The organism is Citricoccus nitrophenolicus (genome assembly GCF_047305825.1).
Classification (GTDB): Bacteria; Actinomycetota; Actinomycetes; order Actinomycetales; family Micrococcaceae; genus Citricoccus; species Citricoccus nitrophenolicus.
In genome coordinates, this window is sequence record NZ_CP063070.1 from 2946126 (window position 1) to 2961531 (window position 15406).

Annotated in this window: 12 protein-coding genes, 2 pseudogenes and 1 riboswitch; of the genes and pseudogenes, 12 read left to right on the top strand and 2 right to left on the bottom strand. The window is 68.8% G+C overall.

The genetic code is table 11. The features are described 5' to 3' along the window. Positions 1-92 precede the first annotated feature (92 nt). From cysD to fdxA, 12 genes and pseudogenes are all read left to right on the top strand, one after another. A complete protein-coding gene (gene cysD / locus IMT31_RS13365; protein ID WP_413543096.1) occupies positions 93-1028 on the top strand; it encodes a sulfate adenylyltransferase subunit CysD in 936 nt (311 codons plus the stop codon). Further along, entirely contained in the window at positions 1028-2374 is a 1347-nt protein-coding gene (locus IMT31_RS13370) for a sulfate adenylyltransferase subunit 1 (protein ID WP_413543097.1), read from the top strand. Before cysD ends, IMT31_RS13370 begins: the two co-directional genes overlap by 1 nt. Further along, positions 2367-3560 (top strand): ABC transporter substrate-binding protein, encoded by a 1194-nt coding sequence (locus IMT31_RS13375; protein ID WP_413543098.1) that lies wholly within the window; start codon positions 2367-2369, stop codon positions 3558-3560. Before IMT31_RS13370 ends, IMT31_RS13375 begins: the two co-directional genes overlap by 8 nt. Beyond that, entirely contained in the window at positions 3557-4282 is a 726-nt protein-coding gene (locus IMT31_RS13380) for an ABC transporter ATP-binding protein (protein WP_345354939.1), read from the top strand. Before IMT31_RS13375 ends, IMT31_RS13380 begins: the two co-directional genes overlap by 4 nt. Positions 4283-4337: 55 nt before the next feature. Next, positions 4338-5219 (top strand): ABC transporter permease, encoded by an 882-nt coding sequence (locus IMT31_RS13385; protein ID WP_413543099.1) that lies wholly within the window; start codon positions 4338-4340, stop codon positions 5217-5219. Then, positions 5216-6457 (top strand): uroporphyrinogen-III C-methyltransferase, encoded by a 1242-nt coding sequence (cobA, locus tag IMT31_RS13390; protein WP_413543100.1) that lies wholly within the window; start codon positions 5216-5218, stop codon positions 6455-6457. Before IMT31_RS13385 ends, cobA begins: the two co-directional genes overlap by 4 nt. After that, on the top strand, positions 6450-7904 hold the full coding sequence (locus IMT31_RS13395; protein WP_413543101.1) for an FAD-dependent oxidoreductase: 1455 nt from the start codon (positions 6450-6452) through the stop codon (positions 7902-7904). The genes cobA and IMT31_RS13395 overlap by 8 nt, the downstream gene beginning before the upstream one ends. A gap of 177 nt (positions 7905-8081) precedes the next feature. After that, positions 8082-8194: riboswitch (SAM riboswitch) on the top strand. Between the two features lie 5 nt (positions 8195-8199). Continuing rightward, a complete protein-coding gene (locus IMT31_RS13400) occupies positions 8200-9504 on the top strand; it encodes an O-acetylhomoserine aminocarboxypropyltransferase/cysteine synthase family protein (protein WP_413543102.1) in 1305 nt (434 codons plus the stop codon). 1 nt (position 9505) lies between these two features. Continuing rightward, a pseudogene (locus tag IMT31_RS13405) lies at positions 9506-10724 on the top strand (cystathionine gamma-synthase); the annotation flags it as partial. Between the two features lie 95 nt (positions 10725-10819). Then, the gene (locus tag IMT31_RS13410; RefSeq protein ID WP_413544430.1) at positions 10820-11842 is read left to right on the top strand and encodes a DUF1852 domain-containing protein; all 1023 of its coding nucleotides are present in this window, start codon (positions 10820-10822) and stop codon (positions 11840-11842) included. Next, entirely contained in the window at positions 11839-12882 is a 1044-nt protein-coding gene (locus tag IMT31_RS13415; RefSeq protein ID WP_413543103.1) for a methionine synthase, read from the top strand. Before IMT31_RS13410 ends, IMT31_RS13415 begins: the two co-directional genes overlap by 4 nt. 105 nt (positions 12883-12987) lie before the next feature. Next, positions 12988-13320, top strand: coding sequence for a ferredoxin (gene fdxA, locus IMT31_RS13420; protein ID WP_345354950.1), 333 nt, complete (start codon positions 12988-12990; stop codon positions 13318-13320). Between the two features lie 344 nt (positions 13321-13664). Here the strand turns inward: fdxA and IMT31_RS13425 are convergent. Beyond that, a pseudogene (locus tag IMT31_RS13425) lies at positions 13665-13985 on the bottom strand (integrase core domain-containing protein); the annotation flags it as partial. Positions 13986-13992: 7 nt separating this feature from the next. Beyond that, positions 13993-15390 carry an IS30 family transposase gene (locus IMT31_RS13430; protein ID WP_413542379.1) on the bottom strand — a complete coding sequence of 466 codons (1398 nt, stop codon included), beginning with the start codon at positions 15388-15390 and terminating at the stop codon, positions 13993-13995. Between the last annotated feature and the right edge of the window lie 16 nt (positions 15391-15406).

Genomic DNA, 15406 nt, shown 5'->3' on the forward strand with positions numbered 1-15406 from the left:
CCTTGGCCAGTCCTGTCCCTCCGACCACCGGGGCACCAACAGCCCCGGCACCGCCTGACCAGACCGACCGCTGCGACGAACTAGGACTCTCCATGACCCTCACCCGCGTTCCCGACGCCGGACCCGGCGCCAACACCGGTCTCGGCATCCAGGACACCCTGGAGGCCGAATCCATCCACATCATCCGTGAGGTGGTCGCCGAGTTCGAGCGTCCGGCCATGCTCTTCTCCGGAGGCAAGGATTCGGTGGTGATGCTGCACCTGGCGGCGAAGGCCTTCTGGCCCGGCCGGGTGCCCTTCCCGGTGGTCCACGTTGACACCGGACACAACTTTCCCGAGGTCCTGGAGTTCCGCGACCGCACGGTCGACCGGCTCGGGCTGCGCCTGGAGGTAGCCTCCGTGCAGGACTACATCGACCGGGGGGAACTGCGCGAGCGAGCAGACGGCACCCGCAATCCCCTCCAGACCACTCCGTTGCTGGACATCATCCGCGAGCTCCGCTTCGACGCCGTCTTCGGCGGCGGTCGGCGGGACGAGGACAAGGCCCGTGCCAAGGAGCGCATCCTGAGCCTGCGCGACGAGTTCGGCCAGTGGGACCCCCGCAACCAGCGCCCAGAACTGTGGAACCTGTACAACGGCCGTCACCCGGTGGGGCACCATGTGCGGGCCTTCCCCATCAGCAATTGGACCGAACTGGACATCTGGCGGTACATCGCCCGCGAGGACATCGAACTGCCCTCCATCTACTACGCGCACCCGCGCGATGTGTTCCATCGGGACGGGATGTGGCGGGCCGTGGGGGCGTACTCCCAGCCCGGGGAGGGCGAGGAGGTCTCCGTCCGGACGGTCCGGTACCGCACTGTCGGGGACATGTCCTGCACGGGGGCGGTGCTCTCCGATGCCGCCACGGTGGAGGACGTGGTGCTTGAGGTCGCGGCCTCCACGCTCACCGAACGCGGGGCGACCCGTGCCGACGACCGTCTGTCCGAGGCGGCCATGGAAGATCGCAAGAAGGACGGGTACTTCTGATGACCACAGCACTCCTGGAGAACCACGGGTCCGCCTCCGGCACCCTGTTCCGTCTCGCCACGGCGGGATCAGTGGACGATGGCAAGTCGACGCTGGTCGGCCGCCTGTTACACGACTCCAAGGCCATCCTGGCGGACCAGCTCGAGGCTGTGGCGCGCACCTCGGCCGAACGCGGCTTCGGCGGCGACGACGGTGGCCTGGACCTGGCTCTGCTGACGGACGGGCTGCGGGCGGAACGCGAGCAGGGAATCACCATCGACGTCGCCTACCGCTACTTCGCGACCGACCGTCGTACCTTCGTGCTGGCGGACTGCCCTGGCCATGTCCAGTACACGCGCAACACCGTGACCGGCGCCTCCACGGCGGATGCCGTCGTGGTGCTGGTGGACGCGCGCCACGGCGTGCTGGAGCAGACCCGCCGCCACCTGAGCGTGGTGCACCTGCTTCGGGTCCCGCACGTCATCGTGGCCGTCAACAAGATCGACCTGGTGGACTACTCGGAGGAGGTCTTCACCGAGATCGCCGCCACGGTGCGCCGCGTGGCCGGGGACCTCGGTCTGGAGGGCTCCGTCAGCGTCCCGGTGTCCGCCCTGCGGGGGGACAACGTGGTCGAGCGCTCGGGGCACACCCCCTGGTATGCGGGGCCCACTCTGATGGAGCTGCTCGAGTCGCTGCCGAGCGCGGACGATCAGGACGACGCCGGGGCATCGTTCCGTTTCCCCGTGCAGCTGGTCGTGCGCCCGCAGGGAGCGCTCGCTCCAGGGGTGGACCCGGTGGATTTCCGCGACTATCGGGCATATGCCGGGCAGATCGCCGCCGGTACCGTCCGCCGCGGCGACACCGTGGCCCTCCTCACTCCGGGACAGCCGGCCAGGACCACCACCGTCGTCGGCATCGACGCAGCCGGCCAGGACCTCGAGGAGGCGTCGGCACCGCAGTCGGTCTCCCTGCGCCTGGCCGGGGAATTCGATGTCGCGCGGGGAGACCTGATCGCCGCCGTGGCCACCGCCCCAACGCCCTCCGCGCACCTGTCGGCCGAGGTGTGCTGGTTGGCGCAGCGACCCCTGAGGGCCGGGGCCTCCGTCCTGGTCAAGCACGGCACGGCCACCGTCCGGGCCCTCGTGCAGGACGTGGAGGGGCGCCTGGACCTGGAGAGCCTGGAGTCAGAACCGGCGCACACGCTTGAACTCAACGACATCGGCCGGGTCCGGCTGAAACTGTCTGCCCCGCTGCCGGTGGAGCCGTATGCCCGTCACCGACGCACGGGCGCCTTCCTGGTGATCGACCCGCAGGACGGGAACACCCTGGCCGCCGGAATGGTCATGGACGGCCGTGTCGATGGGTGAGCACCAGCCACCGCCCCGGACGGTGCGCATCACTGCGGCGAGCCCGGAACGGCCACGAAGTCGATGGCGCACGGCCACCCTCTGGCTGGGTGCGCTGGTGCTCCTCGGCGCAGCGACGCTCGCCCTCGCGAGGAGCCCGGGGGACGGGGGTGACGGGGATGCGGCCACCACCCCGACGATCGCCGCCGAACTGCACCTGGGCTATTTCGGGAACATCACCCACGCCCCTGCGCTCATCGGGGTCCAGGAGGGACTGATCGCGGACACTCTGGCGGAGGAGGGTGGAACCGTCCTGCGCACCGAGGTGTTCAACGCGGGCCCCGCGGCCATCGAGGCGTTGAACGCCGGGGCGATCGACGCGGCCTATCTCGGGCCCGGCCCAGCTCTCAATTCCTACTCCCAGAGCGACGGTGCGTCCCTCGTCATCGTCGCCGGCGCTGCCTCCGGCGGGGCCCAGTTGGTCGTCCGGCCTGGGATCGACACCCTGGAGGAATTGCGGGGGACCGTGTTGGCCACGCCGCAGCTGGGCGGGACCCAGGACATTGCGTTGCGCTCTTTCCTGCAGGACCGAGGACTCTCCGTCTCTCCCGCCGAGGATGCTGACATCAGCGTGAACCCGACCTCCAATGCGCAGACGCTGCAGCTCTTCCGCGACGGGGAGGTGGACGGCGCCTGGCTGCCGGAGCCATGGGCCTCTCGGCTGGTGCTGGAGGCCGGCGCCGAGGTGCTGGTGGACGAGGCCGAGCTGTGGGACGGGGAACTGACCCCGGACCCCGGGCAGTTCCCCACCACCATCCTGGTGGTCAACCGGGACTTCGCCGACGCCCACCCGGACACGGTCGAGGCACTTCTGCGCGGCCATCTCGACGCGCTCGACTGGCTAAGAGACGCCTCGGAATCCGAGCAAGTGGCCGGCCTCAATGCGGCGCTCGAGCGCACGGCCGGGTCGGGACTGCGCCGGGACGTGATGAACCGGTCGCTGGAGCACATCGAGTTCACTGCCGATCCGTTGGCCGGGACCTACCCGACGCTCCAGCAGGACGGCGTGGACGTCGGGTTGAGCCGCCCTGCCGATCTGACCGACCTCGTCGACCTCGACCCGCTGAACCGAGTGCTGGCCCCGGCGGGCGACCGCGACCAGGTCACCTTCGGCGGACTGGGCATGGACGGAGAGGGAACGAGATGACGGTGGTTCTTGAGGAGCTAGGCAAGAGCTTCGGGGACAATGGGCCGGTAATCGAGGGCGTCAGTGCCCGGATCGGCCAGGGGGAGTTCATCTGCCTTCTCGGCGCCTCGGGATGCGGCAAGTCGACCCTGCTGAACATCATCGCCGGCCTCGAACGCCCCACGGCCGGTGCCCTGGAGGTGCCGGCGGACGGCGCGGCGTTCATGTTCCAGGACCCTTCGCTGTTCCCCTGGCTCAGCGCCCGGGCGAACATCGAGCTGGCCCTCCGGCTGCGGGGCATCGCAGCGGCCGACCGTCGCGCCCGGGCCCACGGGCTACTGGAACTCGTCCGCCTCGGCGACGCCGCGGACCGGCGCCCCCACGAACTCTCCGGAGGCATGCGGCAGCGCGTGGCCCTGGCTCGGGCACTGAGCCAGGACCGGCCGTTGCTGCTCATGGACGAGCCGTTCGCCGCCCTCGACGCCATCACCCGGGACCTGTTGCATGCCGAACTGGAGCGGATCTGGCGCGAGACCGGTCGCACGATCGTCTTCGTCACCCACAACGTGCGTGAGGCGGTCCGACTGGGACAGCGGGTGTTGCTGATGTCCTCTCGTCCAGGGCGCGTGGTCCGGGAGTGGACGGTCCCGGCCGACGTGCGCCACGATCCCTCGGCCGTGGGTGCCCTGGCTGGGGAGATCACCACGAAACTACGGGAGGAGATCCGACGTCATGCCGACTGAATCCACTGCCCTGCGACCTGAGCCGGCTGCGGCTTCATCCTCACCGGTGCCGTCCATGACCTCACCTGCCGCACCGTCCACCGCCCCGGACAAGCTCCGCGACCTGGGGGCCGGCCTGGACACCCTGCAGTCCAGCGGCCCGGTGCGGCGCCGGGACTGGAGCCGGGTCCTGCTGCCCCTGGCGGCAGTGCTCGTCCTGCTCTTGGCCTGGCAGCTGCTGGTGTCCCTCGAGCTCAGGCGCAGTGACCTGGTGCCCGGCCCGCTGGACGTCTTGGCATCGTTCGGCGAACTCTGGTCGGACGGTCTGCTGCAGGAAGCGGTGGGCACCTCGCTGCAACGGGGGCTGATCGGCTTCGCCATCTCGGTGGCCGTGGGAACCGTCCTGGGCCTGTTGCTCGGCCAGGTCACCGTGCTGCGGCGCGCCTTCGGACCGCTGATCTCCGGCCTACAGGTGCTCCCGTCCGTGGCCTGGGTTCCGGTGGCGATCATCTGGTTCGGTCTCACCGACGCCACCGCATACTTCGTGGTGCTAATGGGGGCCATCCCGTCGATCGTCAACGGCCTGGCCGCCGGAATGGACCAGGTCCCCCCGCAGTACCGCCGGGCGGCGCGGGTGCTCGGGGCGTCGCGGACCGAGACCGCCCTGCTGGTGGTGCTTCCGGCGGCCCTGCCCGCCTACGTGTCCGGCCTCAAACAAGGCTGGGCCTTCTCATGGCGCTCATTGATGGCGGCAGAGATCATCGCCGTCGGCGGGTCCATGGGCTACGGGTTGGGATCGCTGTTGGACCAGGGACGCACACTCGCGGACATGGGCATGGTGATGAGCGCGGTGCTGACCATCCTGGCGGTCGGCATCCTCATCGAACTGATGGTCTTCGGACCCGTGGAGCGGCGGATCCTCCGTCGCCGTGGGCTGCTGGAAGGGAGTACACGATGACCACACCGGACCTCTACCCGGTCTCCCTGCGCCTGCTCGGACGCCCGGTGCTGCTCGTGGGCGGCGGGCGGGTCGCGGGCCGCCGGGCCCGCGCCCTGCTGGACGCCGGCGCCGTGGTCACCGTGGTGGCACCTCGGGCAGGAGACGAGGTCGCCCGGCTGGCCGGCAGCGGCCTGCTCACCTGGGCGCCTCGCCAGTACCGGGCAACGGACCTGGACGAGGCGTGGTTCGTCCAGACTGCCACGGGGATCGACGCCGTGGACGAAGCCGTCGCAGCCGACGCAGACGCCCGGCGGATCTGGTGTGTCAACGCCTCTGACGCCGAGGCCTCCGCCGCGTGGACGCCGGCCGTGACCCGGGCCGGGGACGTCACCGTCGCCGTCAACGCCGGTGGAGACCCCCGCCGGGCGTCGGTGCTCCGGGACGCCATCCGGCTGGCCCTCGACACGGGCCGGCTGCCGCTGCGCCGACGGCGCCGCACTCTCGAGACCGGCGGGCGGGTGGCCTTGGTGGGCGGCGGCCCCGGTGAGGGCGGCCTGATCACCGTGCGCGGCAGGCAACTGCTGGCGACCGCGGACGTCGTCGTCGCCGACCGGCTCGGACCCCGGGAGTTGCTTGAGGACCTCGACGCCGAGGTCCGGGTGATCGAGGTCGGTAAGTCCCCCGGGAATCACCCGGTCGGCCAGGACGAGATCAACGCCATCCTCGTCCGGGAGGCACGCTCGGGCCAGCTGGTCGTCCGTCTGAAGGGCGGGGACCCCTACGTCCTGGGCCGCGGGGGAGAGGAGGCCCGGTACTGCCGGGACCACGGGATTGACGTCGAGGTGGTCCCGGGAGTCACCAGCGCGATCTCGGTCCCCGCCGCGGCCGGCATCCCCGTCACGCACCGGGGCACGGCCACCGGGTTCACCGTGGTGACCGGCCACGCAGACCTGGCCGAGCTGTCGGTACGGAGGGACCACACCCTCGTCCTGCTCATGGGCGTCCGTCGACTCGCTCAGACCGCCACCCAACTGTGCTCGCAGGGTCTCGGCCCCCAGACCCCGGTGGCCGTCGTCGAGCGCGGATGGATGCCGGACCAGCGCGTGACCATCGGCACCCTGCAGACCATCGCCGCCCAGGCCGAGGTCACCGGTGTACGGAACCCGGCCGTCATCGTCGTGGGGGACGTCGTCCGGCTCAGCCCCTATGCACCCAACGTCCTGAACGAGATACCCAAGGAGCACATCCATGACTGAGACCATCCCGGCCCAAACCCCCGACCGTCCCCTCCGCCTCGCCATCATCGGTGCCGGCCCGGCCGGCGTGTACACGGCGGACCTGTTGACCAAGGCCGAGCGGGACTTCGAGGTCAGCATCGACCTCTTCGACCGCTACCCGGCTCCGTACGGGCTCATCCGCTATGGTGTGGCGCCGGATCACCCGCGGATCAAGGGGATCGTCAAGGCCCTGCACAAGGTGATGGACCGCGGGGACATCCGCTTCCTGGGCGGTGTGGACTTCGGCACGGACCTCACCCTGGAGGATCTGCGCGAGCACTATGACGCCATCGTGTTCTCCACCGGGGCCATCAAGGATGCCGCCCTGTCCATCCCGGGATCTGACCTGGAGGGTTCCTTCGGCGGAGCGGACTTCGTCTCCTGGTATGACGGCCACCCGGATGTGCCGCGCGAGTGGCCGCTGACGGCCCGCGAGGTCGCGGTGATCGGCAACGGCAACGTGGCCCTGGATGTGGCCCGGATGCTCTCCAAGCACGCCGACGACCTGCTGACCACGGAGATCCCCGAGAACGTCTACGCGGGACTGAAGGACTCACCCGTCACGGACGTGCATGTGTTCGGCCGCCGCGGTCCCGCTCAGGTGAAGTTCACCCCTCTGGAGTTGCGCGAGCTGGCGCACTCGAAGGACGTGGACCTGGTGCTCTACCCGGAGGACTTCGAGTTCGATGCCGCCTCCGAGGAGGCGGCCACCACCAACAACCAGATCAAGACCATGGTCGGCACGCTGACCAACTGGCTGGTGGAGGAGCAGGACACCGGGGCCTCCCGCCGGCTGCACCTGCACTTCCTGCACCAACCCGTGGAGATCCTCGAGGGTGAGGGGGACGAGGCGGGCAAGGTCGCCGGGCTGCGGATGGAACGGATGGAGTTGGACGGGACCGGGAACGTGAAGGGCACGGGCGAGTTCACCGACTACCCGGTCCAGGCCGTCTACCGCGCCATCGGCTACCACGGTTCCGAGGTGCCCGGGCTCGCCTTTGACGAGCGCCGGGGAGTCATCCCCAACGACGCCGGCCGCGTCCTGGGCGCCGACGGCACCCCGGTGCCCGGGGTGTACGCCTCCGGCTGGATCAAGCGCGGCCCGGTGGGCCTGATCGGCCACACCAAGGGCGACGCGCTCGAGACGATCGGCTGTCTGCTGGAGGACCAGCCGCAGCTGTGGACCGCGCGGAACCCGGACGAGCAGGCGGTCCTCGACCTGCTGGAGTCCCGCGGCATCGAGTACACCACGTGGGATGGCTGGCTGGCCCTCGACGAGCACGAGCTGGCCCTGGGAGCCGAGGCCACCTCCTCGGGACCGGTGGAGCGCGAGCGCGTCAAGGTCGTGGAGCGCGAAGAGATGCTTGCGGTGTCCCGTCAGGCGTCCCTGCCGCCTGAGGCGATGGTCCTCGAGCCGGTGGGGTAGCCGAAACGACGCCCGATCGGCCGTCCGTCACAAGCTGTCACAAACCTGACCCGGCATGGGCCGTAACGGCCACGTGCGTCCGTCCGGCCGGAAGATGTCGTGGCTTTCACCCATGTGACAGGCGCATCCACCCACAGTTGGACACCGATGGTGTCCGTGCGGTGGGATGCATGCACCACACCATCCAGAGCGGCCGAGAGATCTGGCTCGAAGACGCCGCAGCAACCATCCAGCCGTGTCCGGAACACCGGACACGGCCGGCACGGTGCTACCGCCAGGATCGATGGAGGATCAGATGAATCACCTGTCCACGGAACAAGTCCACGCCGGCTACGAGCCGGAGGCCCCCTATTGGCCGGTGGCCGTTCCCATCCACCAGACGGCGGCCTACCGCTTCCCCGACCACGACACGGCCGTCTCGATGTTCCGTCTGGAGACCCCGGGGTTCACCTACAGCCGCACGGGCAACCCGACGGTCGCCGTGTTCGAGAACCGGCTGGCGGCCCTGGAGGGCGGGATCGGGGCCATCGGCACCGCCACGGGCCAGGCCGCCGTCGCGCTGTCCCTCCTGACCCTGCTCCACGGCGGCAAGCACCTGATCGCCTCCAGCCAGCTGTACGGCGGGACGGTGGACCTGCTGACGGACACCTTCGCCGACTTCGGCATCGAGACCACCTTCGCCGACCCGGCCGACCCGGCGGCCTGGGCCGCGGCGATCCGACCGGACACCCGGGCGTTCTTCCTGGAGTCCATCACGAACCCGCTGGCCACCCTGCCGGACCTGCCGGCGTTGACGAACATCGCCCACGGCGCGGGGGTCCCGGTGGTCGTGGACAGCACGCTGGCGACGCCGGCCCTGTACCGGCCGCTGGAACATGGCGCGGACGTGGTGGTGCACTCCGCGACCAAGTTCCTCGGCGGGCACGGTGCCGTGTTGGGCGGGGCGATCGTGGACGGGGGCACCTTCGACTTCGGGGCCGCACCGGATCGGTGGCCGCAACTGGCCCGGCCCAAGGCCCGCTACGGCGGCCGGTCACTGGTCGAGCGGCACGGTCGCGGTGCGTACCTGGCGCTGGCCCGCAGCAAGTTCCTGCACGACCTCGGCCCCTCCCTGGCCCCGGCCAGCGCCGCCCAGTTCATCCAGGGCCTGGAGACGCTGGCGGTCCGCGTGTCCCGGCACGGGACCAGCGCGCGGGAGGTGGCCGAGCACCTGGCCGGGCACCCCGCCGTGGTGCGCGTTCATCACCCGGCGATCCCCGGACATCCCAGCGCGGGCCTGGCCGCGCGGGACTTCCCGCAGGGGACGGGATCGGTGTTCTCCTTCGACCTCGCGGCGGGCGCCGGGGCCGTCGGGCCGTTCATCGACGCCCTGGAGCTGTTCCAGCTCGTGGCCAACGTCGGGGACGTGCGATCGCTGGTCAGCCACCCGGCGACCATGACGCACTGCCGGCTCACCCCGGGACAGCGCCGGGCCGCGGGCATCGCCGAGACCACGATCCGGCTGTCCATCGGCTTGGAGTGTCCGGACGATCTGATCGCCGACCTCGACCGGGCACTGGCCACCGTGCCGGCGTCAGCCCTGACCGGAAGGACCCACTGAGATGAGCATCCTGGACCACACCACACCGGCAGACACCGCGCAGTCCACCACTCTGGCCACCGGCCGGGGTTTCAACACGACGGCGGTGCACGCCGGCCAGGACCCGGATCCGCTGACCGGGGCGGTGGTGCCCCCGATCTACCAGACCAGCACCTTCGTGCAGGACGGCATCAACGTGCTGCGCGGCGGGCACGAGTACAGCCGCGGGTCCAATCCCACCCGCAACGGCTTCGAGACCCAGCTGGCCGCCCTGGAGCATGGGGTGCAGGCCTTCGCGTTCGCCTCCGGGCTGGCCGCCGAGGACGCCCTGTTGCGCTCAGTACTGCGGCCCGGGGACCACATCGTCCTGGGCGGGGACGGCTACGGCGGCACCAACCGGCTGATCAACAGCGTGCTCGGGGGCTGGGGCGTGCAGAACACAGCCGTGGACATCACCGACCCCGCAGCGGTCGCGGACGCGGTCCGCCCCGGCTCTACCGCGGTGCTGTGGGTGGAGACCCCGTCGAACCCGCTGCTGGGCATCGCGGACCTGGCCGCCTGGGCCGAGATCGCCCACCGGGCCGGGGCCCTGCTGGTGGTGGACAACACCTTCGCCTCGCCCTACCTGCAGCGGCCCCTGGACCTGGGGGCGGACGCCGTGGTGCACTCCACGACGAAGTACATCGGCGGACACTCTGACGTGCTCGGCGGGGCCGTGGTGGTGGCCGACCGGGAGTTCCGGGGGCAGCCGCTGGCCGAGGCGGTCGGCTACCAGCAGTTCGCCGCCGGTGCCGTGGCAGGTCCGCAGGACACGTACCTGGCCGCTCGCGGGCTGAAGACCCTCGGGCTGCGCATGGACCGGCACTGCGCGAACGCCGCCGAGCTGGCCGGGTGGCTGCAGGGACATCCGCAGATCGCGCAGGTCTACTACCCCGGACTGCCGGACCTTCCCGGGCACGAGCTGGCGGCCCGGCAGATGGACGGCTACGGCGGGATCGTCTCCGTCCGGCTGGCCGGGGGAGAGGCCGCGGCCCGGGCCTTCGCTCAATCCACGGAACTGTTCGCCCTGTCCGTCAGCCTCGGCGGAGTCGAATCCCTGATCTGCTACTGCTCCGAGATGACCCACGCCTCCGTGCGCGGCACCGCCCTGGCGGTGCCCACCGACCTGGTCAGACTGTCCGTGGGCGTCGAGGACGTCGCCGACCTGCGGGCTGACATCGAGGCGGCGCTGGACTGCGTCCAACGCCTTGAGTCGACGTCTTTCAACCAGCCCGCGTATCAGAAGTCGGCTCATGCGGCCCCGGGGCGAGCAGGGCACGAACAGCAGCGGAGAGCGTTGGAGACCAAGGCGAACGACCTCGAGTTCGCCATCAGCACGACCCGCTTCGATGAGGAGTATTCCCCGTCGTCCAGTTCCCGAGGCACCACGAACTTCGCGAATCTGGCCCGCGGCGAGAATCGTCAGCAGAACCTCCGCAACACCCTGACGATGATCGATCGTCGCGTCAATGACCTGGCGCACTGGGACAATCCGGGCCGAGACCGCTATGCCGTCGAGATCGAGATCGTCTCCGTCGACCTGCACTTCGCCGCTGAGGCTGACGACGCGGTCTTTCCCGTGATCGAGATGCTCGATGTGCAGATCCTCGACACGCTGTCCAACGTGCGGATCGACGGCATCGTGGGGAACAACTTCTCGTCGTATGTCCGGGACTACGACTTCAGCGTGGTGCTGCCGGAACACCACGCGAGGGAATCTCGGCTCAGCGTCCCCGCCGACTTCGGCGACCTGCACGGGAAACTCTTCAAGCACTTCCTCGACTCGACGGCATATCAAGAGCGTTTCGCCCAACCGCCCGTGATCTGCATCAGCGTTTCAAGTACCAAGACGTATCGCCGGCTCGAGAACCGGCATCCGATACTCGGGGTCGAGTACCGGCAGGATGAGTCCTCCTTGACTGATCGATACTTCGAGAAGATGGGACTGCGGGTCCGCTATTTCATGCCCCGCGGCGCGGTCGCGCCTTTGGCGTTCTATCACCGGGGCGATCTCCTCAACGACCATTCCAGTCTGTCGCTCATCGGTCTGATCAGCACGATGGAAACGTTCCAGAAGATCTATCGCCCGGAGATCTACAACGCCCATTCGACGGCGGGACGGACCTACCGGCCGAACCTGGAGAATCGCGACTACTCGCTGACGCCGATCACCTACGACCGCGAGGAGCGCAATCAGCTGGCCCGCACGCAGGGCAAGTTCACACAGGAGCACCTCGTGAAGCCACACTGGACCGTTCTGGAGCAATGGGCCGCGACTGCCTCCCCACTGGCCAGACGAGAAACGGAGAATCACCGATGAACTCATTGTTGCCCACCTCGATCGTCGGCAGCCTGCCCAAGCCCGGCTGGCTTGCCGAGCGGGAAAAGCTGTGGTCGCCGTGGAAACTGGATGGCGAGGAACTGTGCGAGGGCAAGCGGGATGCGCTGAGTCTGGCTGTTGACGATCAGCGCCACGCGGGCCTCGATATCGTCAGTGACGGGGAACAGACTCGTCAGCACTTCGTCACGACGTTCATCGAACATCTCAGCGGCGTTGACTTCGAGCAACGAGAGACGGTGCGGATCCGGGATCGCTACGAGGCGAGCGTCCCCACGGTCGTCGGCGCAGTGGGTCGAGAGAGATCGGTCTTCGTCGACGACGCGAAGGCTCTCCGCGCGCAGACCAGTCAGCCCATCAAATGGACGCTCCCCGGTCCCATGACCATGATCGACACCCTCTTCGACAAGCACTACAGGAGCCGCGAGAAGCTCGCCTGGGAGTTCGCGAAGATTCTCCATCAGGAGGCCAGGGAACTGGAGGCCGCGGGTGTCGACATCATCCAGTTCGATGAGCCTGCCTTCAATGTGTTCTTCGACGATGTGAAAGAGTGGGGAGTGGCCGCGCTGGAGCGTGCGGCCGAGGGGTTGAACTGCGAAACGGCCGTGCATATCTGCTACGGGTATGGCATCAAGGCCAATAACGACTGGAAGGCGACGCTCGGGTCGGAGTGGCGCCAGTATGAGATGTCATTCCCGTTGCTGCAGCAGTCGACGATCAACATGGTCAGCCTGGAACGCCACAACTCTCGCGTCCCTGTCGAGCTCATCGAACTCCTCCGAGGCAAGAAGGTGATGGTTGGGGCCATCGACGTCGCCAGTGGCGACATCGAAACCCCAGAGGAGGTCGCCGGCACCCTCCGGGAAGCTCTCCGGTTCGTCGATGCGGACAAGCTGTATCCGAGCACGAACTGTGGCATGGCACCACTGCCGCGGCAGGTTGCACGAGACAAGATGCTCGCCCTTGCCTCGGGTGCGCAGATCATCAGATCGGAACTCTCCGGAGCCACGCCCTCGATGTGACGGACCGTCAGGGCGTTCGAGATCTGCCGCCCTTGCCCGTTGTCCCAAGTGCTGGATCGCCAAGGGTCATCAATCAACAAACCGCTGGAAGGTGGACGGTCCCACGTGACGTACGTCATTGCCCTGCCGTGTGTGGATGTCAAGGACAAGGCCTGCATCGAGGAATGTCCGGTCGACTGCATCTACGAGGGGGAACGCTCCCTGTACATCCACCCGGATGAATGCGTCGACTGCGGCGCCTGCGAGCCGGTGTGCCCCGTGGAGGCCATCTTCTACGAGGACGACACCCCGGACGAGTGGGCGGACTACTACAAGGCGAACGTCGAGTTCTTCGACGACCTCGGGTCCCCGGGCGGCGCCGCCAAGATGGGTCTGATCCCCAAGGACCACCCGCTGGTGGCCGCCCTGCCGCCGCAACCACAGTCGGCCGATCTCTGACCGCTGGTCTGCCGACCTGCCCAGACAGCAAGACCCCCGCCCCGCCATGCGGGACGAGGGCCTTGAATGGCTCCCCCGACTGGACTCGAACCAGTAACCCTTCGATTACCGGTCCACTTCTGGGCCTGTGGATAACGCCAGCACGCCCATCCATGTGCGTGTTCTGCTTGGGTTGAGCGCCTTTCTCCCATACATCACCGCTCACCTCGACCAGGAGAAGTCATGAACAACGTCAACATGGAAGCGCCCCCGGCGACTGGTCCGATCACCATGGCGATCGATGCCCTGACGGCCGCAGCCAAGGTAACCCGAGTGAATCGCCCTGGGTTTGATGGAGACTCGTTCTATTGGATTCCGACCAGGGCCTGGTCGGTCCGTTTCGTAGCGTAGAGCGTTTCCTCGAACTCTGCTGGCGGCACGTCATTCAGATAGCCGTGCAGGCGGGTCTGGTTGTGCCAGTGGACCCAGCTGAGGGTGGCGAGCTCGACGTCCTCGACGGTCTTCCACGGGCGGCCCTCACGGGCCGGGCCACGGATCAGCTCGGCCTTGTAGTAGCCATTCACCGTCTCGGCCAGGGCATTGTCATAGCTATCTCCCACGGTGCCGATCGAGGGCACCGCACCAATCTCGGCCAGCCGCTCCCCATAGCGAATGGACGTAAATTGGCCGTATTCAACCGGTCGTCGCAACAGTGTGCTGTGGGGCCGATCGTAGCTGTTCTTCGAAGGCCTCGGCGGGGGTGCGCCAGTCGAGGATGCGTCGGGGCCTGGTGTTGATGGCGTGGGCCACGGCGGCGATCTCGTTGGCGTCCCAGCGGGCGAGGTCGGTGCCCTTGGGCAGGTACTGGCGCAGCAGCCCGTTGAGGTGCTCGTTGCTGCCGCGTTGCCAGGGGCTCTTGGGGTCGGCGAAGTAGACGGCCACGCCGGTCTGGGCGGTGAACAGGGCATGTGCCGAGAGTTCCTTGCCGCGGTCCCAGGTCAATGACCGGCGCAGCCCGGTCGGCAGCGGGGTGAATGCCTTGGCGAGGGCGTCCTTCATGGTCAGGGCCCCGTAGCCGGCCAGGGCCGGGCCGTTCTTCGTGGGTGGGATCTGGCCGTAGCCGGGCAGCCGGGGCAGGTGGACCAGCATCGCGTACCGGGTGGTGCGCTCGACCAGGGTGGCCACCGCTGAGCGTTTGAGCCCGATAATGAGATCACCCTCCCAGTGGCCGGGGACCTCACGGTCGGCGACCTCCTCGGGCCGGTTGGAGATCAGGGTCTGCTCGGTGACGTGGGCCCACGCCTGCTGGCGGGTCCGGGCCCGGGGCATCCTCTTGGTCCGGCCCCGGCGCAGGCACCAGGACAGACTCCGCTCCAGGCCACCACGGTTCTCGATGTAGAGGGCCTGGTAGATCGCCTCGGCGCTGATCCGCATCGAGGGGTCGTCAGGGAAGTCCAGCGGCAGCCTGCGGGCGATCTGCTCCGGACTCCACCCGCGCACCCAGGCCCGGTCCCCGCGGTGGGGCTTGTTCTTACCGTCCCACACCGGTCCGACCGGGCCAACGACTCGCCCGTCGGTGGCGCAGACCGCACCGTTGAGCCGTTCCTGGACGTACTGGCGCAGCCGGTGATGGGTGACCAGCTTGGCGACCTTGGGACGGCGTGCCCGGCGTTCGGCATGCCACTGCGCCGTGGAGGCCTTGTACTCCAGTCGATAGGTGCGCGTGGAGGCGTTGCGGCGCAGCTCTCGGGAGATTGTCGAGGCGGACCGGCCCAGGCGGCGGGCGATCTCCCGCGCCCCCTGGCCCTGGGCCCGCCACAGGGCAATGTCCTCACGCTCAGCTGATGACAGGTAACGCCCCGATACCGTCGGGGCCAGGCAGGGATTCACTCCGCCAGCATGCCGGAACCAGCGGTGCGCGACCGGCTCGGAGACCCCGGCTGCCGCCCCCGCCGTCGAGGTCTTCTCCCCACGGGCGATCGCCGCCCAGAACCGCACCCGATCCTCACGCCAGGCCACCGTCGGCCGGCCCGGAGACACGATCTGCCCCCGGTAGGCCTGGACCCGTTTCTGCTTCTCCTTGACACCCATCGAACACCTCCAAGAA